Source organism: Winogradskyella sp., assembly GCF_025210595.1.
In the GTDB taxonomy this organism is placed as follows: Bacteria; Bacteroidota; Bacteroidia; order Flavobacteriales; family Flavobacteriaceae; genus Winogradskyella.
This window is the reverse complement of the sequence record NZ_JAOARH010000046.1, coordinates 1-26664: the sequence shown is the minus strand read 5'-3', so window position 1 is coordinate 26664 and position 26664 is coordinate 1. Positions and strand designations below refer to the sequence as shown.

Annotated in this window: 17 protein-coding genes and 1 tRNA gene; 6 read left to right on the top strand and 12 right to left on the bottom strand. The window is 33.2% G+C overall.

Going from position 1 to position 26664, the window contains the following annotated elements:
* From N4A42_RS05065 to N4A42_RS05025, 9 genes are all read right to left on the bottom strand, one after another.
* Window positions 1-1123, bottom strand: a 1123-nt coding sequence (locus tag N4A42_RS05065; protein ID WP_294070821.1) for an alpha-amylase family glycosyl hydrolase, incomplete at its 3' end; no start/stop codon positions are given.
* 5 nt (window positions 1124-1128) lie between these two features.
* Window positions 1129-3570, bottom strand: coding sequence for a TIM-barrel domain-containing protein (locus tag N4A42_RS05060; RefSeq protein WP_294070818.1), 2442 nt, complete (start codon window positions 3568-3570; stop codon window positions 1129-1131).
* 43 nt (window positions 3571-3613) lie between these two features.
* On the bottom strand, window positions 3614-4591 hold the full coding sequence (locus tag N4A42_RS05055) for an alpha/beta hydrolase-fold protein (protein ID WP_294070815.1): 978 nt from the start codon (window positions 4589-4591) through the stop codon (window positions 3614-3616).
* A 2-nt stretch (window positions 4592-4593) separates the two neighbouring features.
* Entirely contained in the window at window positions 4594-6540 is a 1947-nt protein-coding gene (locus N4A42_RS05050) for a glycoside hydrolase family 13 protein (protein ID WP_294070812.1), read from the bottom strand.
* Window positions 6541-6550: 10 nt separating this feature from the next.
* Window positions 6551-8239 carry a glycoside hydrolase family 43 protein gene (locus N4A42_RS05045; RefSeq protein ID WP_294070809.1) on the bottom strand — a complete coding sequence of 563 codons (1689 nt, stop codon included), beginning with the start codon at window positions 8237-8239 and terminating at the stop codon, window positions 6551-6553.
* Between the two features lie 40 nt (window positions 8240-8279).
* Window positions 8280-10586 (bottom strand): glycoside hydrolase family 65 protein, encoded by a 2307-nt coding sequence (locus tag N4A42_RS05040; protein WP_294070807.1) that lies wholly within the window; start codon window positions 10584-10586, stop codon window positions 8280-8282.
* Window positions 10587-10625: 39 nt separating this feature from the next.
* The gene (pgmB, locus tag N4A42_RS05035) at window positions 10626-11282 is read right to left on the bottom strand and encodes a beta-phosphoglucomutase (protein WP_294070804.1); all 657 of its coding nucleotides are present in this window, start codon (window positions 11280-11282) and stop codon (window positions 10626-10628) included.
* 6 nt (window positions 11283-11288) lie between these two features.
* The gene (locus N4A42_RS05030; RefSeq protein ID WP_294070801.1) at window positions 11289-12656 is read right to left on the bottom strand and encodes an MFS transporter; all 1368 of its coding nucleotides are present in this window, start codon (window positions 12654-12656) and stop codon (window positions 11289-11291) included.
* 130 nt (window positions 12657-12786) lie between these two features.
* Window positions 12787-13836 (bottom strand): LacI family DNA-binding transcriptional regulator, encoded by a 1050-nt coding sequence (locus N4A42_RS05025; RefSeq protein WP_294070798.1) that lies wholly within the window; start codon window positions 13834-13836, stop codon window positions 12787-12789.
* Between the two features lie 272 nt (window positions 13837-14108).
* On the opposite strand from N4A42_RS05025, the gene N4A42_RS05020 reads away from it, so the two are divergent.
* From N4A42_RS05020 to N4A42_RS05005, 4 genes are all read left to right on the top strand, one after another.
* A complete protein-coding gene (locus N4A42_RS05020) occupies window positions 14109-17033 on the top strand; it encodes a SusC/RagA family TonB-linked outer membrane protein (RefSeq protein ID WP_294070795.1) in 2925 nt (974 codons plus the stop codon).
* Between the two features lie 4 nt (window positions 17034-17037).
* On the top strand, window positions 17038-18669 hold the full coding sequence (locus N4A42_RS05015) for a RagB/SusD family nutrient uptake outer membrane protein (protein ID WP_294070792.1): 1632 nt from the start codon (window positions 17038-17040) through the stop codon (window positions 18667-18669).
* 22 nt (window positions 18670-18691) lie between these two features.
* Window positions 18692-20050 (top strand): SusE domain-containing protein, encoded by a 1359-nt coding sequence (locus N4A42_RS05010; RefSeq protein WP_294070789.1) that lies wholly within the window; start codon window positions 18692-18694, stop codon window positions 20048-20050.
* Between the two features lie 84 nt (window positions 20051-20134).
* The gene (locus tag N4A42_RS05005; RefSeq protein WP_294070786.1) at window positions 20135-22999 is read left to right on the top strand and encodes an alpha-amylase family glycosyl hydrolase; all 2865 of its coding nucleotides are present in this window, start codon (window positions 20135-20137) and stop codon (window positions 22997-22999) included.
* A gap of 239 nt (window positions 23000-23238) precedes the next feature.
* Here N4A42_RS05005 and N4A42_RS05000 read toward each other — a convergent pair whose 3' ends face one another.
* On the bottom strand, window positions 23239-24120 hold the full coding sequence (locus N4A42_RS05000; protein ID WP_294070783.1) for an AraC family transcriptional regulator: 882 nt from the start codon (window positions 24118-24120) through the stop codon (window positions 23239-23241).
* Between the two features lie 153 nt (window positions 24121-24273).
* On the opposite strand from N4A42_RS05000, the gene N4A42_RS04995 reads away from it, so the two are divergent.
* Window positions 24274-24669: a DUF983 domain-containing protein gene (locus tag N4A42_RS04995; RefSeq protein ID WP_294070780.1), complete on the top strand. Its 396-nt coding sequence runs from the start codon at window positions 24274-24276 to the stop codon at window positions 24667-24669.
* Between the two features lie 257 nt (window positions 24670-24926).
* Here the strand turns inward: N4A42_RS04995 and N4A42_RS04990 are convergent.
* Window positions 24927-25008 (bottom strand) — tRNA-Leu (locus N4A42_RS04990).
* A 104-nt stretch (window positions 25009-25112) separates the two neighbouring features.
* Between N4A42_RS04990 and N4A42_RS04985 the strand changes: the two genes are divergently transcribed.
* Window positions 25113-26507: a dipeptidase gene (locus N4A42_RS04985; protein ID WP_294070777.1), complete on the top strand. Its 1395-nt coding sequence runs from the start codon at window positions 25113-25115 to the stop codon at window positions 26505-26507.
* 6 nt (window positions 26508-26513) lie between these two features.
* On the opposite strand, the gene N4A42_RS14540 is transcribed toward N4A42_RS04985, so the two are convergent.
* Window positions 26514-26654 (bottom strand): T9SS type A sorting domain-containing protein, encoded by a 141-nt coding sequence (locus tag N4A42_RS14540; protein ID WP_367172494.1) that lies wholly within the window; start codon window positions 26652-26654, stop codon window positions 26514-26516.
* Between the last annotated feature and the right edge of the window lie 10 nt (window positions 26655-26664).

Here is a 26664-nt window from a genome sequence, read left to right as displayed (position 1 = left end):
TTCCTTTTGTTTTAGGAATTGAATCTTTTTCAAAAAACTTTAATCTATGATCTAAATCGTATTCTTGACCAGAATAAATTAATGGCATTCCTTTTTGCATAAAACTCAAAGCCGTCATTAATTCAGAAGCTTTTCCCATACGCTCTTTAATAGTCCCGTTCCAAGAATTTTCATCGTGATTAGTTACAAAATTCATTAAGATATCATCGTCATCATAATCTTTTGAAATCTTTTCTATATAAGCTTCATAATCCTTCAAATTCTTTTCCCCTTTTGCCAATGCATTCATTAAATGGTGTCCATCCCAAGCATAAGCCATATCAAACAAATTACCATCTAGCAACTCTGGCTCCCATGCTTCAGCCAACATAAATATGTCTTTTTTATTTCGCAAGTCTGGTATGGCTTGTTGCCAAAAATCTAATGGCACAGAACCAGCTACATCGCATCTAAAACCATCAACACCTTCTTCCGTAATCCAATACGTCATATCTGCAATCATTTCTTTGCGCATGTCTGCATTATCATAGTTTAAATCGGCAACATCTGTCCAATCTGTACCTTCTGGATGAATCACTTCACCAGCTTCATTTTGAGTGTAATACTCTGGATTAGTTTTTAACCATTCATGATCCCAACCTGTATGATTTGGCACCCAGTCTAAGATGACATAAATACCATTAGCATGAGCGGTTTTAACAAGTTTTCTAAAGTCTTCTTTTGTACCAAACTCAGGATTTATTTTGGTAAAGTCTGTAACAGCATAATAACTACCTAAGTACTTAGCACGCTCTTCAACGGGAAATTCTGATGCAAATTTACTTTCTGGTCCACCTGTTGCTTTTCGTTTGGTTTCTGAAATTGGAAAAACTGGCATTAACCAAATTACTTTTACACCTAATTCTCTTAATTGTGGAATATCTTTGGTAAACTCTTCAAATGTACCTTCAGGTGAATACTGACGAATATTAGCTTCATAAATTACAGCAGTTTCCATATCTGAGGCAGAAATAGGTTTTAAAACCTCGGCTGTTTCTTCATCTATTTTAACGTCTTCTTTTTTTTCTGATTTGCATGCTACAAATACGAATAGAATAGAGATTATTAATGCATAGTTTTTCATGCTATTTATCTTTTGAGTTTTATTTTTATTTGTTTTACTTCTTTAGATATATCCCAAACAATAGGAATTATCAGGCTCTTTGTTTTTTCGTTCCATCTAGCATAAACTTTTTCTCCATTAACTTTTATTTGCCTTGGTTTCTTTTGAATATTATGAACAATAAATTCTATTGATTTCTCAGACAATGTAAGATTAACACCCTTTTTTAGCTCAAAATTGAATTTAAGAGTGTTTCCTTTTATTTCTGATTTATATTGTACAATTTCGTAAAACCCTTTTTTTTGCATTTCAAGATCATCTCCTTCATCACTATAAAATTCGCGTTTATTTTCTGGAGAACTTCTATCAAAATAATAATGTAATTCCACCTCATCCTTGTTATAATCTGAAGTTGATTGCATCGGTTTTGCTAATGGAATAAAAGCTCCAGCTCTTACATAAATAGGAATTGAACTTTCTTTTAATTGAACTACTTTTGCTTGACCTCCTTTAACCTTTTCATCTGTATAAAAATCAAACCAAGCATTGTCTTTAGGGAAATACACCTCTTGTTCTTTTTTACCAGCTTCTACAACTGGTGACACTAGAATATCATTTCCCCATAAATAGGTTTTTGAATAATTAAACAAATCAGAGTTATTTGGCTCTTCAAACAACAATGGTCGCATTAATGGTTTGCCATACTTATGATTCTCAAACATTAAATTATAGTTGTAAGGCAACAGTTTATAACGTAACTCAATGGCTTGTTTAGCTAATCGCTTTGCTTTTTCACTTCTAAAAACAGGTTCGCTTGGCACTTCTTCTTGCGCATGTGGTCTAAAAATTGGATTAAAAACTCCGTACTGTAACCAACGCACATATAGTTCGTCATCTAAATTATCGCCTGCAAATCCGCCTAAATCACTGTGCATATAAGCCAGCCCTTGCATTCCCATTTGCAATGCTATTTCTGGTTGCGACTGTAATCCGCCCCAAGTTCTATTAACATCACCAGACCAAGGCACCATACCATAACGCTGACTACCAGAATAACCAGCACGCATTAATATAAATGGTCTTTTACTTGGATTAGCTTCTAAACTTGCTTCATAGACCAATTTTGCCCAATCGTGCCCATAGATATTATGAACCTCAGCTGCGCTACCTGTATGATGTTGTACCCAATTAGGGTGTACTTCTGGCTCTCCTAAATCTCCCCAAAAACCATTGACTCCCATCTTTGCTAAATCCTTATAAACAGTTTTAAACCATTGTTCTCCTTTAGGATTATAAATATCTACAATACCTGTGTTGCCAAAAAAGAAATCGTATTTAGCAGGATCACCAATAGAATCTTTAGCTAAAACATCTTTATCCACAGCTTCTTTCCAACGCTTAGATGTAGTTAAAATAAAAGGTTCTGTAATTGGTATGGTTTGCACTCCCTTTTCATTTAGGCGCTTTACCATACCTTCAAAATCTGGGAAAGAATCTCTAAACACTTCAAGATTTCCCATAGTGCCTTTCATTTCTTTTCCAAACCAATACAAGTCTAAAACAATAGCATCTACAGGAATTTCTTCGTCTTTGAATTTAGTAATGGTTTGTTCTACTTCTTCTTGAGAATGGTATCCAAATCGGCTCGAAAAATTACCCAAAGCCCAACGTGGTAACATAGGTTGTTTTCCAGTTAAATTGGTGTAATTGTTCATAATATCACACCAAGTATCTCCTACAATAACCTGATAGGTTTTACGACCAGAAATGGTTTCATAAGTTAAGGTATTATTGTCTTTACTATCTAAGTCTAAATAACCAATTGGTGCATTATCAAAGTGAATCATGTACTTATTGGATGACAATACTATTGGCATCGTATAGTTCATTAATTCGCTATGTGTTTCGTAACCATAGTGTGCTCTATTGAATAATGGTAAACGATGACCACGACGATTCATACCTAATGCTCTGGCTCCACCTCCATAAAGCACTTCGTCTTCTGTAAGATTGAATTCTATTTTTTCTGTTTCGTCTGCTACAATATTATCTTTTACAAAATCCATTGGCTCGTGTTCGCTTTTGTAGTAACCAAATTTTTCTGAGGTAATAAGTTTGTCTTTGTAGTAATATGAAATTTGAAAAGGGCTTTTGGTTATAGTGATATAAATGCCTTCTGTTTTTAAAATGATGTCTTCTGCTCTTTCTGCTGCTTCAACTTTAGTATAATTTGGTTTTGAAACTACGGCATGAGAATTATCATTATAAGCTTTATCTTCCCAAGTAGGTCTAAAAATAGTTTCAATCACTTCTGAGTTATGAAATCTAAAAATGTAGACACCATCATTTACAATAACTGCATGCATGTTATCTTTCTTTTCAAACTTTATAAATTGACGATCTAAGTTCTGACCAGTAATTGAAACTGAAGCGAAAAATATTAATATGTATAAGATGATTTGTTTCATATAATTTAAAATAGATTCCTGCATTCGCAGGAATAAAAATCAATTAATTATTTCCTAACAAAAAGATTAATGGTTGATCTAATCTTTGGTTCCATGAATTTTCTGAATGGTCTGTACCTTCAAAAAACAAGTTTTTAGAGTTTTGCTCTGTGTAACCTTTGCTTTTTAAAATTTCATCTACCCTTGATGCATATTGTGGGTAATGTGCATCTAGTGTCTTATTACCGTAATCAAAGTACAATTTATGGTTACCAGCTTTTGGCAAACTGGCTTCCATATAGTTAAAAATAGCTTCAGGATAAAGATTGTCTTCTTTTGGTGCTGCACCAACCCAATGTGTAGATATACATGCTGCTCCACCAAAAACAGTTGGATATTCACTAACAGCATACATAGACATTAAACCTCCCATACTAGAACCCATTACAAACGTATGTGCTCTATCGGTAAAAACGGAATATGAACTATCAATAACAGGTTTTAATTCTTCAACAATAAATCTTAAATAATTATCACCACTTAACTTAAAATCTTTAGAGCCTGAAATACTCTTCATATTACTTTTAGATGCTTCAGGTAAAAAGTTGAAAGCCTTTTGAGGGAACAAATCCTGCCAACGAATTTCAGAAATATTATGAACTGCTACAACGATAAAATCTTTCACCTTATCTTCTGCCATTAACTGACTTGCCCATTCATCTACTTTCCATTCTTGTTTGTTCCAAGTTGTGGTACTATCAAACAACATTTGCCCATCGTGCATATAGAGAACATTATATTTTTTATCTTTTGAGTAATCTTTTGGCAACCAAACATCTACTGGTCGAGGAGTAATATATTGCGATGGGAAACTATCTATTCGCGTTAATTGACCTGCATATAATTTTACATCATCAACACTTTTAAATTGGTGAGCTACATTAGAAACTTCATTATTTAAAGTGTCTCCTTTTATATCTTTTTCATTTTTACAAGAAAAAAACATAATGCAGAGACCTAAAACGAATATACATTTCTTCATAATTAAAACTTTGTAGCAAGAATTGTTACCCCTTTTGCTTTTACTGTTAGTTTATCATTCCAAGTAAAAGTTTCATCTGTAATGATGTTTTTAACTTGTTTTCCTTTTAAACCTATTTCTTCAAAACGAGATAGGTCTAACTCATGGTCTTCTACATTTTTGTTTATAATACAAACAACGGTTTCATCTCCTTGTTTTCTGAATAATGTATATGTTGAAAAATCTGGTGCAAAATGAATAGTTTGTCCTTCATGAATGGCTTTACTGGTTTTTCTATAATTAAGTACTCGCCTCATAAAGTCTTGCATACCTTTTTGGTTTGCTGTAAGACCTTCGCCTGTAAACCCATTTACAGTATCGCCTTGCCAACCACCAGGAAAATCGGTTCTAATTAATCCATGGTCACCAGGATTTGCTGTATCGTCCATTAAGATTTCGGTTCCGTAATAGACTTGAGCAATTCTTGGTAAACACAACATATAACCCATTGCCATTTTAGTTAGCGCTACATCTTCACCAAACTCAGTAAACACTCGGCTTTTATCATGATTATCCATAAAAGCCATCATGTCGTTTGGTGTTGTATAAATGAAGTCGTTTGCTAGTCCTTCATACATTTTCACTAAACCTTTATCCCAAGATTCTTTTTCTTTTAAACCTTCTTTAATGGCTTTTATCATTGGGAAATCCATAGCAGATTTTAAGTTAGATTCGTAACCATCTTTATTGTGGTTTCCTGTTTGCCAATAAGCCACCAATAACGGATTATAACTCCATTCTTCACCTACGATTGAAAAGTTAGGATATTCATTCATAATGGCTCCTGCCCAATCTGACATAAAGTGTTTGTCTGGATAAGGATACGTATCTTGACGAATGCCTCCCAAATCTAAAGTTTCAATCCACCAAATACTATTTTGAATGATGTATTTTGCCATGAATGGATTGCGTTGATTTAAATCTGGCATTGCAGGAACAAACCAACCATCTGCATTGCCTTTTCTATCGATTTCTGAAGCGTAAGAATCTTGATTTGTTGTACGTCTATGATTAGAATTTATATTGGTTTTCCAATTCCAATTATCAATATTGTCTTCGTAGTTCTTTTGATTATTCACCCAATCACCAAAAGGTATATCTTTCATCCACCAATGTTCTAATCCACAATGATTAGCAACTTGATCCATGATTAAACTCATACCTTTTTCTTTGAGCTTAGAGGATAATTCTTTGTAATCATCCATAGCACCAAAACGCGGATCTACTTGATAATAATCTGTAATAGCATAACCATGATATGAGCCTTCGTACATATCATTAATTAAAACTGGTGTTGGCCAAATGGCTGTATAACCTAAATCGTGTATGTAATCGATATGATTTATGATTCCTCTTAAATCGCCTCCATGTCTTTTATATCCATGAGTTCTATCGATTATAGTTTCGTTAAGCCCCTCAACAATATCATTAGATTCATCACCATTTGCAAAACGATCTGGAGTGATTAAGAAAATAGCATCAGAGCTATTAAACCCTACATAATCTTCAGCAGATTTTTGTCTAGATTTTAACTCATAGGTATGTATTAAGTCATCACCTTTATCGTTTTTAAAAGTAATATCAAACTTACCTTCTGAAGCTGTATCCAAAATACTAATATCTAAAAACAAATAGTTATCACTTTTATCTGCAGTATGAACTTTATCTAAGAACACTCCATTGTAAGCTATTGATGGTTTATACTTACCTATATTTGGATGATGCACTAATAATTGAAATTGTGGATTCTTCATACCAAGCCACCAATTTGGTGGTTCAACACGGTTAAGTGACGTATTTGTTACCTCGACATGTTCAGACTTAATTGTTTCGGTCTTTACTTCTGATTTGCATGAAATTAAAGAAATTAGACTAAAACAGACTATTAGCTGTTGAATTAGTTTTTTCATTTTTAAGACATTAATTTTTTTCAAATCCTATATACGATACCCAATCAAAATCGGCATAATCTTTTGACTTTTCACCATTACTTGAAGCATAAACTCCAAGATAAGCACCTGTATAACCTTTACTCAATAATAAGTTTGCTTCAGTTCTTGAGAAAAGAATAAATTCTGAACCATCTATTGAATAATAATATAAATGGTTATGATTTTCAGACTTAATCTTGAATGTAATATTATCAGTATATCTAGAATTAAACTCTTTCTTTATGATTTTGGGGTCTCGATTTGGAATTGCCAGTCTCAACTGAAGACTAAAACCTTCTTTACCTTTTATTGCAGTAAATGTGATGTAATTATTATCTTTTTGAAAGATACTTATACCTGCTTCAGATAAATTGGATTTAGGTTTAAAATTCATCTTTGCCAAATATTCAAAATCACTTTCAGTTTGCCTAAAGCCCATTAGATTCGCTCTTTTGCGCTCCTTAATAACATTTGGTTTGGTAAACAACCTTAAATGTCCTTTATTCTTAGTTAGTGAATAAGTTTGTTTTAATGGTACTCTTCTAAAATTCCAAGCAAGATCTAAAACTTCAGCATCAAAATTATCTGTATAACTAGGATTTCTCTTTTGAGAAGTAAAATGAAATGGAACAGGATTAATACGTTCAACCTTTCCTGTTTTAGGTGCTACAACTGGCCATTCATATTTTTCATCTTTCCACTCAAAAGGTTCTTCTTCCCATTGTACTGGTATTAAATGTGTTTCTCTTCCCATATTTGATCCTCTGTCTTCATCTCCTCTAACACCAAGAGCAACCATATACCATCTCCCTTCTTCAACTTCTATTAAATCAGCATGACCTGTACTATGTACCCAATTATCATAAGACAAATGTCTAGTTGAAAAAATAGGATTCCTTTCATTGGAAACATAAGGTCCAGTTATTTTATCGCTTACCGCAATCATTACAGCATGATTAAAACTAGTGCCGCCTTCAGCTACCATTAAGTAGTAACGATTATCCTTTTTATACATGTGAGGCCCTTCAACCCAAACACCTCCGCAGGCTCCTCTCCATAAATAATGGCGCTTTCCTTTTAATTTCCAATTTTGCAAATCGATTTCCTGTAACCAAATCTCGCCTTCACCTTCAAAGTTTGGATTCTCTGGACTATGAGTTCCAACATACCAAACTTTACCATCATCATCAAAAAATATATCTGGGTCAATACCAGGTGCCCCTTCTAAAACATGAGGATCTGACCAAGGACCTTTTGGATTTTTTGCAGTAATTATAAAATTTACAAAATCGGTAGTCTTAGTATCTTCATTATAATAAACATTTGTTGTTATGATATAAAATGTGCCCTTATGATGTCTAATGGTTGGTGCATGAATTCCTCCATCAGATTGCACATCAACTAAGTTAACTATTGAATTGCATTGATCTTCTCTATGTAAACCATACCCAATAAGCTCCCAATTGACAAGATCTTTACTTTTGTGAATAGGCAACCCAGGAAAGTACTCAAATGAAGAGTTTACTACATAAAAGGTGTTATCAACTTTACAAATTGATGGATCTGGATACCCTCCAGGAATTATGGGATTTTTAAAGGTTTGATTTTGAGAATGTATTTGAAAACCAATACATAAAACTAGAGTTATATAAAGTAATTTAATATATTTAAAAATCATAACTTTCGTTTTAATGAAACCTGACAGGTTTAGTTTAACACTACACTGATAACAAGCTATTTGGACTTATGGTCACTGAATTTCCATTAACAAGAATTTCTAAATCTTGATCACCTTCAAGTTCAAAATGAGTTTGTCCTTTGCTCACATTTACCTTAAGAATTTGATGTCTAAAATTCACTTTAAAAGAATAGCCTTGCCATTGCTCAGGAATTTTTGGTTCAAAACTTAGCTTATTATTTTTAACACGCATACCACCAAACCCTTCTACAATACTCATCCAAGTCCCAGCCATAGATGTAATATGTAAGCCTTCGTGAACTTCGTGATTATAATCGTCTAAATCTAATCGCGATGTTCTTAGGTAAAATGTATAAGCCTGATCCATTCTGTCTAACTTTGCTGCCTGAATACTATGGACACATGGTGATAAAGAGCTTTCGTGTACTGTAAATGGCTCATAAAAATCGAAATGACGTTCTAATTCATCTAAGCCAAAATGGTCTTCGAAAAAGTAAAACCCTTGAAGTGTATCTGCTTGTTTTATATATGGCGAACGCAAAATGCGATCCCAAGACCATTTTTGATTGATTGGTCTTTGCGATGTATCTAAATCTGAAACTGTGATTAATTCCTTATCTAAGAATCCATCTTGTTGAAGATAAACATTATGCGCTTCAGAATAAGGGAAATACATATTATCTGCTACCTTTTGCCATTCTTCAATCTCAACTTTAGACAGCTTAGCTTTGTTCATTACTCGTGTATAATCTGTAGTATATTCAGACGAAACACGTTCTATATTTTCAATGGCATAATCAATACACCATTTTGCTATATAATTTGTGTACCAGTTATTATTAACATTATTCTCGTATTCGTTAGGTCCTGTAACTCCTAGTATAACGTATTGGTTTTTATGTATAGAGTATGTTGCTCTTTGATGCCAAAAACGTGCAATTCCTATTAAAACCTCCAGACCCATTTCTGGAATATAACTGTAATCGCCAGTATAACGATGGTAATTAAAAATGGCAAAAGCAATAGCTCCATTTCTATGAATTTCTTCAAAGGTAATTTCCCATTCGTTATGGCATTCTTCACCATTCATGGTTACCATAGGGTACAATGCTGCACCATTAGTAAACCCAAGTTTTTCAGCATTTTCAATCGCCTTATCTAAATGCTTATAACGATAGGTTAATAAGTTTCTAGCAACACTTTGGTCTTTGGTTGCCATATAAAAAGGAATACAATAGGCTTCTGTATCCCAATATGTGCTTCCTCCATATTTTTCGCCTGTAAATCCTTTTGGACCAATATTTAATTGAGGATCTGTACCTAAATAGGTTTGGTTAAGATGAAAAATGTTAAATCGGATTCCTTGTTGAGCTTTTACATCTCCTTCTATGGTAATATCTGCCATATCCCAGATTTTTGCCCATGCTTTTTTCTGCGAGTCTAACAGAGCATCGAATCCAGATTTAGTTGCTTTTTCTAAAACAGATTTTGCAGCTGCAATCAACTCCGTTTTATCATGATTTCTATCTACAGTGTAGCCACCAAACTTATGAATTGAATATGTTTCGTTTTGTTTAACGTTGTAACTATAGCTAAAGGCTGCGCTAGTTGAATCTGAACTAATATTAGGTTCTATCATTACTGATTTGCCATCTATAAAAACCTGAGATTCCATAAATGTACAGGTATGGAAATCTGTCTTCATGGTCTTCGCCTTAATGAAAGCTTGATTGTTTTCGTGACTCACATTTAAGGTATCCCAAAACTTGTCGTCCCAATTAGTATCTTCATTCGTTATACCACTATCTACGTATGGACCATAGGTAATTGATGCATTAGAATTTAAAGGTGTGATTGAATAATTAATCGCTCCTAACTCGTCAATATCTAAACTAAGAAAGCGTTTTACAGAAACTTCAACTTGTATATTATTTTGAAGTGTTGCCACAAAACTTCTAGACAACCACCCTTCTTTCATGTTGAGTTCTCTCTTAAAGTTCTCAACTTTTTTACAAGTATGTAGATCCAAGGTTTCATCATTGACAAAAACATTAATTCCTATCCAATTTGGTGCATTTAGCACTTTAGCAAAATACTCTGGATAGCCATTTTTCCACCAACCTACTCGTGTTTTATCTGGATAATAAACACCTGCTATATAGCTTCCTTGAAACGTAGACCCTGAATATTTTTCTTCAAAATTTGCACGCTGTCCCATGGCTCCATTTCCTATACTGAATAAACTTTCTGAAGCTTTTATATTATCTGGATTGAACCCTTCTTCTATGATTGACCAATCATTAGGTATGATATAATCTAAATACATGTATATTTATATTTGAATACAATAAAATGTATTCTAGTTTTATTTTTCTATTAACGATTTTATAAATTCATTTGAGATTTCTGTAAAATCTCTAAATACGTGTTGAGCATGTCCTAAAACGGCTTCACTTCCGATGCCAATAGAAATCATATTAGCCACATTAGCAGCTTCAACACCAGCAACGGAATCTTCAAAGACAATACAATCTTCTGGATTAATGTCTAACAATTTTGCTGCGATTAAAAAGACCTCAGGATCTGGTTTTGCCTTACTTACATCATTACCATCTACTATAGCATTAAAATGTGATTTTAAATTAACACGCTCTAAAATGGTTCTTGCATTTTTACTTGCGGAACCTAAAGAGATAGGCTGTTGCAGTTCTTTTAGCAAATGAAGTACTCGTGGAACATCTGGCAAAATCTCATTTTCATCCATTTTTGAAATATGACTTAAATAGTCTTCGTTTTTTTCTGCCATTAATTCTTTAAACCTATCTTCGGAAATGGTTTTATTTCCCCAAGACAAAATCTTTTCTAATGACCTTACTCGACTTACGCCTTTTAACTGTTCGTTTTCTTCTTCGGTAAAATCAATCTCTAAGCTATTGGCTAATTTTTTCCATGCCAAAAAATGATATTTAGCGGTATCTACTATAACACCATCTAAATCGAATATGAATCCCTTTTTTTTCATTTATTATTATTCTGATTGATAAGAAATTGCATTTTTGTTTGTGATGAGTAAATTGCAAAGTCCAGCAATTACTAAACTAAATCCTGCAACCGTCATAGCATTAATGGCTTGATCTCCTAAAAGACCAGACACAAAGTTAATACCTCCTAATGCCGCAATAATTTGAGGAATCACAATAAACATATTAAAGATTCCCATAAACATTCCCATTTGTTTTGGATCTACAGAACTCGACAACATTGCATAAGGCATGGAGAGTATACTTCCCCAAGACAAGCCTATAAGTAAAAAGCAATATTTTAAATTTTCGGGAGAAGCATAATTCATTAATAAGAACCCGACACCACCTAAAAACAGTGAAAACATGTGCACATATTTTCTATTTATTCTTCTTTTTGAAGTATACAATACCAATAACAATGCAAAAGCCATAGAGGATAATCCATAAACTCCCATTGCAGATCCTACAAGATTAGATGATTTTTGAAATGCTGTATTTGCAATATCATAAGCTTCTTTGTCATCTGCAACATTCATATCGTAATGTGCTTCCACTGGAGCAGGTGTTTCAAAAACATGTTCTGTTAGCGCAGGATTTGCTAAACTCCACATTGTGAAAAATGCAAACCACGAGAAAAATTGAATGACACCTAATTTTTTCATTGTAGTTGGCATATTACCAACATTGTTTAGAATATCTGAAACAAAGCTGCTTTTTTCTTTTTTCTCTCTTTCAAAAGCTTCCATATCCTCTGGAGGATATTCAGAAGTTGTAAAAACAGTGTAGAGTATACTCAATAAAAATACAAACGCTCCAATAGCAAATGCTACTTTTACAGAATCTGGAACCACACCTAAATCTGCAGCATCACTAACTCCCATTTTAGATACCAACCAAGGCAAATTACTGGCAACCCAAGTTCCTATACCTATAATTAAGGTTTGCACTACAAAACCATAAGTTCTTTGCGATTCATCTAATTTATCGGCTACCAAAGCTCTAAATGGCTCCATAGATACATTTATTGATGCATCTAGAATCCAAAGAAAACCTGCTGCAACCCATAATACTGGAGAATACGGCACAAAGAATAAAGCTATAGAACTTAAAACAGCACCTACAAGAAAATAAGGTCTACGCCTTCCAAAACGCGAATGCCAAGTTCTATCACTCATATAACCTATAATAGGCTGAACAAGTAAACCCGTTAGAGGAGCTGCAATCCATAAAAGAGGAATGTCATGTTTATCTGCTCCTAACGTTTGAAATATTCGTGACATAAAGCCACCTTGTAAAGCAAAACCAAATTGAATCCCTAAGAAACCGAAACTCATGTTCCAGATTTCCCAAAATCCGAGAATACGCTTTTTCATGAAATAGTATATTTTAATTAATACTATTCTGACAAGCTATGCTTATCAAAACTTATGTGTAGAAGTGAAAATATAAGTTTTGAATATTTTGTAAAGATATAAAAGATTTTAGACATGCAATGTTAAATCTCTATTTCGTAGATTCGCGCTCAATAAGTTCTGTAGGTATTATTACGGTTTTAAACTCTTCATCAACTTCAATATCAAGTTCATTTTCTAGCTTATCAATGAGTAAATTAGCAGCCTTTTCACCCATTTGTTGCGCGTGCTGACTAACTGTTGTTAGACTTGGAGTTGCATGTTTAGACAACACTCCATCAGTAAAACCAATAACTTGTATATCATCTGGAATATTCAAACCCATTTTACGTGCTACTTTCATTGCTGATAATGCGTAAAGTTCGTTAACAGCAAAAACACCATCAATAGATTTATTAGATTTAAACAATTGTTCTATTTCACCTTCTAAAACATCTAAGTGTTTTTCATAATCTAGTTCATCTTCTATTTTTAGAATAAGTTCAGCTTTTGGAGTTATTTTATGATCCTGTAATGCTTCAAGATAACCTTGAGTACGCAATTTACCTACACTAACATAATCTTTAGTTGTTATTAATGCTATGGATTTACAACGATTATCTATTAGTTTTTCTACTGCATTTTTTGCACCATTAAAATCGTCTACTATAACTTTATCGCAGTTAATATCTGCCACAACACGATCAAACATTACAATAGGCATCCCTTGCGTCATGGTTTCATTAAAATGATGAAAGTCTTGTAATTGCTGTGTTTCTTTAGAAATAGATAAAATAAATCCATCAATACTACCATTTGCCAACATTTCCATATTAATCACCTCCTTAGAAAAAGACTCATTAGAAAGCCCAACAATTACATTATAACCTCTATTATTAGCGACTAACTCAACACCACGTATCACCTTTGAAAAAAAATGATGCACTATCTCTGGAATAATTATACCTATAGTGTTAGTTTTTCTATTTTTAAGACTTAATGCAATATTATTAGGTCTGTAGTTGTACAGTTTAGCAAATGCTTGTACTTTTTGCTTTGTATCATCGCTTATTTCAGCACTATTTCTTAAAGCTTTAGAAACTGTAGAAATGGAGACATCTAATTCGCGTGCAATTTGCTTTAATGTAATTTTTCGCTTCATATTTTCGCTATAAATCAAGAAACGAATATAGCCTAATTTTAACAAATCATATTTATAACTCCCTAATTTTAACCTATTAAAATTCCGAATCCTTCATTTTTTCACTATTTTATAGAAAAAATCGATGATTGTTAAAAAGTTGTTAACACGAAAACGTTTTCGTGACTTATATCATGTTTTTTAACATCTAAGAGACCTTAATTTTACATAGATTTAACCCTAGAAGTGAAAATATAAATCAAATAACTAAGCAATTAATTTAACAATATTGTATGAAAACATTCTTAAATGCTTTACTATTCTGTTTGATTATGATACCCGCAACGTTGATGGCTCAATCAACCGTTTCTGGTACTGTAACAGATAAAGCAAACGCTATGCCTTTACCAGGTGTAAACGTTCTGGTAAAAGGAACTTCCAGAGGAGCATCTACTGATTTTGATGGCAAGTTCACTTTAGAAGTTAACCAAGGTGAGATTATTGTAGTGTCTTACGTTGGTTACAAGACACAAGAAATAGCCTTTGAAGGGCAATCAACAATTGATGTTGCCTTAGAAGAAGATGCCGCTCAATTAGACGAGGTAGTACTAATTGGTTATGGTTCTACTACTAAACAAGACGCAACAGGTGCTGTAGAAAAAGTTGGTGATGAAGACTTTAATCGTGGAGCTATAGTAGCACCACAACAACTTATTTCTGGTAAAGCTGCTGGTGTACGTATAACATCTGGTGGTGGTGCCGCTGGTGAAGGTGGTGAAATTAGAATACGTGGTGGTGCATCCCTTAATGCTACTAACGACCCTCTTATCGTTATTGACGGACTCCCTTTAGATCAACGAGGTGGTGCTCAAGGAATTACAAATGCTTTAAACGCAGTAAATCCAGCGGACATAGAAGACTTCGTAGTATTAAAAGACGCCTCAGCTACAGCTATTTATGGATCAAGAGCTTCTAATGGTGTTATTTTAATAACAACTAAAAAGGGTAAAACAAATCAACCATTTAAAGCTGAATATGGTTTACAAGTATCAACCCGTCGTGTAACTAATACTGTTGATGTACTATCCGCATCTCAATATAGATCATTAGCTTCTGATAGCAGGTTTGACTCTTCTACTCTTGGAAATGCAAGTACGGATTGGCAAGACAAAATTTACACAACTGGAGTTGGTGCTATCCATAATATTACTTTATCAAAAGGTTATGAGAATTTTAATTTTAGAGTGAATTTAAATCATTCATCTCAAGAAGGACCATTACCTAATGACCTGTTTGAAAGAACAGGTGTAAATACAGCTCTCGTACATCGTTTTTTAAACAATGATTTAAAATTAACGTTAACTTCAAATCTTACTCATAATGAGTCACTTTTTGCTAATCAAGGAGCAATAGGAAATGCTATTAGGTTTGACCCAACACAATCAATCTATGATGAAAATGGAAATTACACACAATACCCATCAAACCCTAATGCCCCTATTAATCCATTATGGTTACTAGACCCTAATAATGATGATGACAGACAAACTGTTAAACGTGCTATCACTAACTTTAATATAGATTATAGGTTTTGGTTTCTAAAAGATTTACGCTTTAATTTAAACGCAGGTTTAGATTATGCAGAAAATGATGGTCACAAGTTTGAAGCTGCAAACCCTGTCGCTAACAATAGTGTCCCTCTAAACGAAGTATCTTCTGGTCTTAATAGGAATACTTCTTTAGATTTTTACTTAAACTATAAGAAAAACATTGAATCTATAAATACTCTAGTAGATATCACAGCAGGTCATGCTTTTCAAGAGTTTTATATAAAAGGATTCTTTGACAGAGTTTCAAACGCTCCTATTAGTCAAACCGATATAAATAGAAATGCCTTAGAATCATATTTTGCCAGAGCAAGCTTTGACATTGCAGATAAATATCTTATTTCTGCAAGTTTTAGACGTGATGGCTCATCCAGATTTAGTAAAGATAATCGTTGGGGAAATTTTCCTGGTGTTTCTGTAGGTTGGAAAATATCTAATGAAGACTTCATGAAAAATTCGTTCTTCTCAAACTTAAAACTTAGAGCTGGATGGGGTGTAACTGGCCAACAAGAACTAAACAACCTTAATTACGGTTATTTAGGGATTTATACTCCTTCTCGTAATGATGCAGCTAATATACAGTTTGGATATGCGCAACCTAATGGTCAAATAGATTTAACCCAACCTATCTTTATATCTACATTAAGACCACAAGGATTTGATGAAAATCTAAAATGGGAGGAAACAGACCAATATAATATAGCATTAGACTTTGGTTTATTTAATAATAGATTAAGCGGTACAATAGATGCTTATTATAGAGAAACCAAAGATTTATTATCTGAAATCCCAACAGCTGCTGGCTCTAATTTAACCGACCTCCTTACTACAAATGTAGGACAAGTAACCAGTAAAGGTTTAGAACTAACTTTAAATGGAGTTATAGCTCAAAAAGAAAACTTTGGATGGGATGCTAATTTTAACTTGACATTTCAAGAACAAGAAATTACTAGTTTAAGCTTAAATAATGATCCAAATTATTTCTTATTAAGAGGTGGAATTTCTGGTGGTGTTGGTAACAATATACAAATATGGAAACCAGGTTATGATCCTACAACATTCTTCGTATTCAGACAAGTATATGATGACAGTGGCAACCCAATAGAAGGGTCATATGTTGATGTTAATGGTGACAACCAAATTACAGAAGCAGATAGACAACCTTACAAAAAAGCTACGCCAGATGCTTTTATTGGTTTCACCAATAATATTAGATACAGAAATTTTGATTTAAATTTCACTTTCAGAGGAAGTTTTGGCAATTATGTCTACAACAATAGTGCCTCTTCCAATGGTAACATTAATGCTGTTGTAAACCAAGCTGGTTATCAAGGAAATGCTCACTCTAGTTTCTTAGACACTGGATTTGAAAACCAAAATTTATTTTCAGATTTGTATATAGAACGTGCTGACTTTGTGAGGTTAGACAATATCTCTTTCGGGTATACAATGCCATTCTCAAAAATGTCCTTAAGAGCATCTTTAACAGCAACTAATGTATTTGTTATTACAGAATATGACGGTCTTGACCCTGAAATTAGTAATGGTATAGAAAATAATTTCTATCCAAGGACTAGAGATATAGTATTAGGTTTAAACTTTACATTCTAAAAAAATGAAGAATAAATATATAAACAACGAAGCTATGATGTTAAGAACTATTAAAAGTCTTTTTTTGGTCTTTACAATTGCACTTTTTATTCAATCGTGTGCAGACCGATTAGACTTGCAACCAGAAGACAATCGTCTTACAGCTGATGTAGCCTTTGAAAACCCTGAAGCCTACAAACAATTCTTGGCTAAGATTTATGCTGGTATTTCATTGAGTGGACAAGAAGGACCAGCAGGAGCACCAGACTTGATTGGTCTTGATGAAGGATTTTCTAATTATCTAAGGTTGTATTGGAAAATGCAAGAACTCACAACTGATGAAGCTATAATTGCATGGAACGATGGCACAATACACGACTTACATAATCAGGTATGGACTTCTGGTAATGAGTTCATTAGAACTATGTACAGCCGTATCATGTACCAAGTTGCACTATGTAATGAATTTTTACGTCAAACAACTGATGGGAAGTTAGATAGTAGAGGCGTTGATACTGACTTAAGAGCAGAAATTCAAGTTTTTAGGGCTGAGGTTCGTTTTATGAGAGCTTTAACCTATTGGCATGCTATGGATTTATATGCTAATCCACCTTTTGTTACTGAAAATGACCCTATAGGAGCTTTTTTACCACCACAAATTCAAAGAACTGATTTATTCAATTACATTGAAAATGAACTACTTGACATCTTAGATGATATGACTGAACCAAGATCCAATGAATATGGACGTGCAGACAGAGGAGCGGCTTGGATGTTATTGGCTAAGATTTATCTTAATGCTGAAGTATATACTGGAACATCTAGATATACCGATGTTATTACCTATACAAATAATATTATTGATGCAGGATATTCAATTCCAAGTATCCCTTACTTTCATTCATTTTTAGCAGATAATGATTCTAACGGAGCACAAGAAGAAGTTATTTTCACAATCCCTTTTGATGGACAAAGAACCCAAGCATTTGGCGGTATGACATTTCTAACTCATGCACCTGTTGGAGGATCAATGGATCCAGCCGATTTTGGAATTAATGGTGGCTGGTTTGGTATTAGAACAACACCTACATTCGTTGAACAATTTCCAGATGAAGAAAACTCAACTGATGGCAGAGAATTGTTATATACAGATGGACAAACAAAAGATATTTTTTCTGTATCAACATTTACAGATGGTTATGCTGTTGCAAAGTACAGAAATGTAGATATAAATGGTGTTCAAGGATCTGATGCTACAGGTAATCACACAGATATAGATTTCCCTATGTTTAGATTAGCAGATACTTATTTAATGTATGCTGAAGCTGTATTAAGAGGTGGAGGTGGATCTATGAGTAATGCAACAAGTTATATTAATGAACTTAGATTACGTGCCTATGGAAATACAAGCGGCAACATTTCTGAAGCTGATTTAACTTTAGATTTTATAATAGATGAACGCTCTAGAGAATTATACTGGGAAGCACACCGAAGAACTGATCTAATTAGATTTAATCAATTCTCTGAAAACGGCATATGGCAATGGAAAGGTGGTATTCAACAAGGAACAACTACTGACTCGTTTAGAGATTTAATGCCATTACCAGCAACAGATTTAGGTATAAACACTAACTTAGAACAAAACCCAGGATACTAATTAATTAACATTTAAAATAATTATGAAAAAAATATCAATCTTAGGCCTTTTCATCTTTGCCTTAATAAGTTTTAACAGTTGTGAAACGGAAGATGACGTTGATTTCACAACACAAGATCCAGAAGGTTTTGTATTTACAAATTCAATTCAAGACAACTATATACTTTCATCATCTACTTCAGCTAATTTAGGTGAAAGATTTACATGGGCAAGTGCTGACTTTGGCTCACCTACAAATATTACTTATGAATTACAAAGTTCAATTACAGGTGACTTCTCTGACGCTGTTGTTGAAGACACATCTATAGATAATGAAATTGCATTAACTATTGGAGATATGATGACAATAGCTATGAATGCAGGTTTAGATGACGACCCAAACTCTACAGCTCCAAACACAGGTTCTTTCTCTGTAAGATTAAGAGCTTATCCTGGCAACACAGGAAATGAAACAGAAGCATTTTCTAATGTTTTAGTATTAAATGTAGAATTACTAGAGCAAATGGATACTGGAGGCAGCGAAATAACTCCTGTTTCCTGGGGAGTTGTTGGCTCTGGTTATAATGATTGGGGTAGTGCTGGTCCTGATGGAACATTCTACTCAACTAGTACTCCTGATGAAATAGTAACTTATGTGAATTTAGTTAATGGTGAGATTAAATTTAGAGAAAATGATACTTGGGGTGGTGATTTAGGCGATGCGAATGGAGATGGTGTTTTAGATAGTGACCCAGATAACAATATAGCAGTTACTGCTGGTAATTATAAAATTACAATTAACACAAGTACAAATGCCTACACTATTGAAGAATTTTCTTGGGGAATAGTGGGCTCTGCATGGAACGATTGGGGTAACGACGGCCCTGATGCTAAGATGTATTATGATTATACAACAGACTCTTTTAAAGTTGGAGTTAGACTTATGGATGGAGATATGAAAGTACGTTTCAACAATGCTTGGGGTGGTGATTATGGTGATTCTGACGGAGATGGTTTCTTAGACCAAAATTCAGATAATAATATTGCTGTTACTGCTGGACATTACTTATTAACTGTTAATTTTAATGATCTTAGCTTCAGCCTTGAAGCTGCAGATGTATACGGTATTGTTGGTTCTGGTTACAATGATTGGGGTGGAGCTGGTGATGACTTTGCCTTAACTGAAATTCAGGAGAATGTATATGTTGGTGATTTAGCACCATTAGTTGATGGACAGATTAAATTCCGTCCTAACAATACTTGGACTAATGATTATGGTGATGCTGGAGCAGATGGTGTCTTAGACCAAGACCCTGATAACAATATTGATGTCACCGCAGGAAACTATCGTATTAGATTAGATTTTAATGATAATAGTTATCAATTAAATAGAATTAATTAATTCTAAATCTTAAAACCTTTAAAAGGGCTATCTGAAAATCTTTAAATTTTGATTTCATTTAGCCCTTTTTTATAAAAAACAAACATGAAAAAGTATTACTTATCAATTTTATCAATTGGCTTTTTTTTAATATCCTTTTCTCAAGTGACAATTAGCCCTAATCCTTTTGAAGTCGATGAAAGTATTACGATAACATTAAATACTAACAGTAGTGCAACAGACTGTAATGGGTTTAATAATCCAACCAAAGTGTATATACATTCTGGCGTAGGCGGCGCTAACCCATGGACTTATGTAGTAGGAAACTGGGGACAAGATGATGGTATTGGTGAAATGGTCAATCAAGGTGGCGGAATCTGGAGCATTACATTTGTTCCTGAAACGTATTATGGTTTAACGTCTACTCAAGCTACGGACATTATTCAAATGGGAATGGTTTTTAGAAATGAAGACGGTTCTCAAGAATTAAAAGCTAGTGGTTGTTCAGATTTTTTCTTTGATGTTGGCACATTTCAAATTAATTTAAGCTCTCCATCAACTGACACTACCATTATAAATTCTGGTAGTAATTTTAATGTTTCAGCTACAAACATTGGCGGAAATGCCAATTACACCTTAACTGCCAACGGTATTGTAATAGATAATCAGTCAAGTACAGATAATTACTCATACACACACATAAATGTTACAGATAACACTGTATATGAACTAACAGCAGTCTTAGATAGCACAATCATAACAAAAACATTTAGCGCCATTATAGACCCTGGCACTATAGTTGACTTTATGTCAACTAATTATGAGGAAGGTATCAATTATATTGATGATAACACAGCTATTTTAGTTTTATATGCTTCAGGCAAGGACTTTGTTTACGTAGCAGGAAGCTTTAATAATTATGAACCTGATATTTCTTATGCTATGAGACGTGATGTATCTCGTAATTTATTTTGGTTAGAAATTACAGGATTAACACCTAATCAAATCGAAACATACGAATATTGGGTTGCAGACAAAACGCCTGTGGTAAATTCTCCATCAATTATAAAAGTAGCTGACCCATATTCTACACTAATTTTGTCATCCTTTGACGATCCATGGATTTCAGCATCTACATACCCAAATCTTCCTACGTTCCCTGAAAAAGCAGGACTTGAAGTCTCAGTACTTCAAACCGGACAGACAGCTTACAGTTGGCAAGTTTCTAATTTCAACAAACCAAAAAAAGAAGATTTAATTATATATGAAGTCTTAGTAAGAGACTTCGATGCCGATAGAAATTATCAGGATTTAATAGATAAGATAGACTATTTTAAAAATCTCAATGTAAATGCAATTCAATTAATGCCTGTTATGGAATTTGAAGGCAATGAGAGTTGGGGTTATAACACATCCTACCATTTGGCATTAGATAAATTTTATGGTACAGAATACAAGCTTAAGGAGTTTATAGATATTTGTCATCAAAATGGAATCGCTGTAATACTCGATGTTGCACTAAATCATGCTTTTGGCAGAAATCCAATGGTTAGAATGTGGATGAACGATGCAGATGGTAACGGTTTTGGCGATCCTACCTCAGAAAACCCTTACTTTAATCAACAAGCTACTCATAGTTATAGTGTAGGTTACGATTTTAATCACCAAAACATAGTAGTACAAAATTATGTTAAACGTGTAATTAAACATTGGATCGAAGATTTCCGTATAGATGGTTTCCGTTGGGATTTAACCAAAGGGTTTACTCAAAATTGCGAGAATAATGAAGGCTGTACTAACAGTTACCAACAAGATCGTGTAGATATTCTTAAAGAATATGCTGATTACTCATGGTCTTTAGACCCTAATCATTATGTGATTTTTGAACACTTAGGTAGTGAAAATGAAGAAAAAGAATGGGCAAACTACAGATACGATGAAGGAAAAGGAGTGATGATGTGGGGAAAAATGACTGATCCATACAATGAATTAACCATGGGTCAAAATGGAAATAAAAATATTGATGGTATTGGACACAATTCAAGATCATCTTTCGATGGACCAAGAGTAGTTGGCTACCCTGAAAGTCATGATGAAGAACGTTTAATGTATAAGAATTTGGCTTATGGAAACACCAGTAATTCATCTCATAATGTTCAAAATTTAAATACAGCGATATCAAGAATGTCTTCACTTGCTGCAGTTTCTGTAATGGTACCAGGTCCTAAAATGATATGGCATTTTGGCGAACTAGGCATGGAAAATTCAATTTTTACGTGTTCTAATGGTACAGTAAACTTACCAGGTGGTGGAGATGGTGATTGCAAGCTCGATACTAAACCACAACCTCAATGGGTCAATAATTGGCTAACAGATGCTGTTAGAGGTGTCGTATACGATGAATGGTCTAAACTACATAAACTAAAAATTGAAGAGCCTGTTTTTGAAGGTGACTATACAATGACTTCTGGAGACTTTACACCAAGAATAGATATTTTTGACACTTCAATTCCATCTACAGAATTACGTAATGTTATCATCTTAGCAAATTTTGATGTAAATACTCAAACTGTAAGCACTAACTTCCCTAGCGGTATTACAACTACTTGGTATGACTTAATGGATCCAACTGGAAATACGACTGTTTCAAATTCTACTACGTCTATTTCTATTCCTGCTGGTCAATTTAGAATTTTAGGAAATCAACCTTCAAATGCTTTAAGTTTAGAGGAAGAATTATTATCTACTTTTAGATTATATCCTAACCCAACAACATCTAACTTTAGTATCAATGCTAATGTGTCTAAACTTGAAATCTATGACCTCTCAGGAAAAATGGTAAAAGCTTTTGAAGGAGATTTAACAAAAACAAATACGTTTAATATTTCTAGTCTTAAAACAGGCATGTATATTGTTAAAGTAGAAAACAATAATAATCAAACGATGACAACCAAGTTAGTTAAGTACTAATTTTATTGTCAAGTTATTTCATTTAAGTCAAAAAAGAGCTTCTCTGAAGGAAGCTCTTTTTTTATAGTCTCTAAAAAATTGTTTACCATTCTCACAACTAAATCCTAGTATTTTCATTCAATTTGATCTATTTTCATTACTATTTTTGGTGGCATTGAATTCGCAAGTCCTATTATAAGTATTCTAGAATTTAGAACATTACTACTGTAAAGAAAGTCAATGTTCTTATTTGGCAATTATCAATATTTTTTTCTAAAATCATAAGGAGTAATTCCCTCATAAGCTTTAAAAATTTTAGAAAAATAAGAATACTCGTAAAAACCTAATTGTGAAGCAATTGATGACAACGGGCTATTAGAATGAACCAGTAAACGTTTTGCCTCTAATAGTATACGCTCTTTAATAACAGTTGAACAAGTTTTATTCAATGTATTCTTAGTTACTCTATTTAGATGCTTGGTAGTAATATTTAATTTATCTGCATAAAATGATGCTGACTTTTCTGTTTTAAAAAATTGCTCTATCATATTTTGAAATTGTTCTAATATATTCAAATATGATTTAGAAACTGCTGATTTGCTAGGGTTTATACTTGTATAGCATCTAGCCAAACCGATGTAAACTTGATTGATTAAACTATTTAATCTTTCATATTTGTAAATGGCATTATCAAGGTATTCAATTTGTATCTCTTTGAAAAGATGTTTAAACTTATTCACCTCTTCTTTATTCAAATTCAAAATAGGCGGATTCTCATGTGTAAAGTAAAATGGAAACTGAGAAAGCGTACTATTTAAAAAATAAAGTTCATAAAAATCTTGTGTGTGAAAAAAAATGTAACCCTCTGGTGTGTCTGTAAATTTCCAATAATGTGTTTGACCTGGCTTTAAAAAGAATACACTTCCTGGGGAAATAGGATATCTATTAAAATCAATCTCATGGATTCCATAACCACTTGTAAATAATACACAAAGAAAAAAGTTATGGCTATGTGGTTTAAATATTAGGTTTTTATTTCGTTTTGCATGCCTCTCAAAATTATTACTGTAAAAATCGCTTGTATTTAACTTTTGCCCAAACTGTCCGATATTTAAAATAGGAATATTTCCTTTCTTTTTCATAATGTCCTAAATATACAAATTATGGAGAGATACTTATAATAGAAAGCGTCTTGATAAATCTAATTTTACATAATCTATTTTTTTTTAGAGAATAATACTTTATGTACTTATTTTAAATGCAATAACATAGACATTAAAAAAATAAAAATTGATATGATTTCTTTAAAAGGCACAAAACTTAATAGCGTTATTAATGGTAGCTGTCCTGTATGTCAAAATAAAAGCATGTATAAAGAACCTAATCCTTACGCTATTTCAAAACTATTTGAAATGCACGAAAGATGTAGTTCTTGTAATACTAAATTTAAAATGGAGCCTTCATTTTTTTATGGTGCAATGTACGTAAGCTATCCTGTTGGGATAATCTTTGCAGCAATTGCATTTGTACTTTCATATTTGGTTTTCGGATTAAGCTTAATAACAACATATATTGTTATCGTTATTGAAATGGTGCTCTTACTACCCATTATTATAAGGTTATCAAGAAATATCTGGATTAACGTTTTTTTGAACTATAAAAAAGATATAACACAGAATGGAAAAACTTAAAACAGAAGTAATCTAATTGAGTAAAAATCTAACTATTGATTGAATAAATAATGAAGAATACAGATGTTGGTGAATATATTTAAGTAGTCATTTATTTAAAAACAACTTTAGATGGTAAAAAAAGCTTCAGTACATCTACCAAAGTTTGTTCTTATACAGACACCACTTCACTCAGCACAAGCTTCTTGTCTCGGTTACATTTAACTAAGTTTATTCCACAAAAAAAGCTTCAGTATGTCTACCAAAGCTTGCTTTTGTACAGGCGGCGAGACTCGAACTCGCACACCTCGCGGCACTAGATCCTAAGTCTAGCGTGTCTACCAATTCCACCACGCCTGCAAAAGGACTGCAAATATAAACAATACTTTCAATATTCAAATAAGATTAAATAAGAAAATAATCCTCACTTTATTGTTATTTTTGTTACAAATCTAAATTCTATTATGCAAAACATTAATTCTTACATACAAGAACACAAACAACGTTTTTTAGATGAGCTTATTTCGCTTTTAAAAATCCCTTCAATTAGTGCTGATTCTGCTTACAAAAATGATGTACTTAAAACTGCAGATGCCATTAAAACTAGTCTTTTAGATGCTGGCTGTAATCATGTCGAAATCTGTGAAACCGATGGTTACCCAATTGTATATGGTGAAAAAATAATTGACAAAAACTTACCTACTGTTTTAGTTTATGGTCATTATGATGTGCAACCACCAGATCCTTTAGATTTATGGAATTCACCACCTTTTGAACCTATAATAAAGAATACAAAGTTACATCCTGATGGTGCTATTTTTGCAAGAGGTGCCTGCGATGATAAAGGGCAAATGTATATGCATGTAAAAGCTTTAGAATATATGACAAAACACAATGAATTGCCATGTAATGTAAAGTTTATGATTGAAGGAGAAGAGGAAGTTGGTAGTGAAAATCTGGGAATTTTTGTAGCTAATAATAGAGAAAAACTAGAGAATGATGTTATTCTTATTTCAGATACAGGAATGATTTCTAAAGATGTCCCATCCATCACCACTGGTTTAAGAGGTTTAAGCTATGTTGAAGTAGAGGTTACTGGCCCAAATAGAGATCTACATTCTGGTTTATATGGTGGTGCTGTTGCTAATCCTATCAATGTTTTAACTAAAATGATAGCATCTTTACACGACGAAAACAAGCATATCACTATTCCTGGGTTTTACGATAAAGTCGAAAATCTTTCTGATGAAGAACGTGCAGAAATGGCAAAAGCTCCTTTTTCACTAGAGGATTACAAAAACGCACTAGATATAGACGCAGTATATGGTGAAGAAGGCTACACTACAAACGAACGAAATTCTATTCGTCCTACATTAGATGTTAATGGTATTTGGGGTGGATACACTGGAGAAGGTGCTAAAACTGTAATTGCTAGTAAAGCCTACGCAAAAATCTCTATGCGTTTAGTACCAAACCAAGATTGGGAAGAAATTACAGCGTTATTTAAATCTCATTTTGAAAGTATTGCACCAAAAGGAGTTAAAGTAAAAGTTACTCCACACCATGGAGGCCAAGGTTATGTGACTCCAATAGACAGTATTGGCTATAAAGCAGCTTCTAAGGCTTATGAAAAAACTTTTGGAAAAACTCCTATACCGCAACGTAGTGGTGGAAGTATACCTATTGTATCGCTTTTTGAAAAAGAATTAAAAAGTAAAACAATTCTAATGGGCTTTGGTTTAGATAGCGATGCCATTCATTCACCAAACGAGCATTTTGGCGTTTGGAATTATTTTAAGGGTATTGAAACCATACCTTATTTTTATAAGTATTTTACGGAATTGAAAACCAGAGGATAAAGACACTCATTCTTTAACAATCTTATAAGTTGAAGCTTTATTTTTTGACTTAATGTTTACAAAATAAACTCCTGAAGCGGCATCATCAAATTCTATTTCTAGATATGCTTTTTGGGAGTTTATTTTTTCAATTACTTTTCCTGAAATATTATTGATG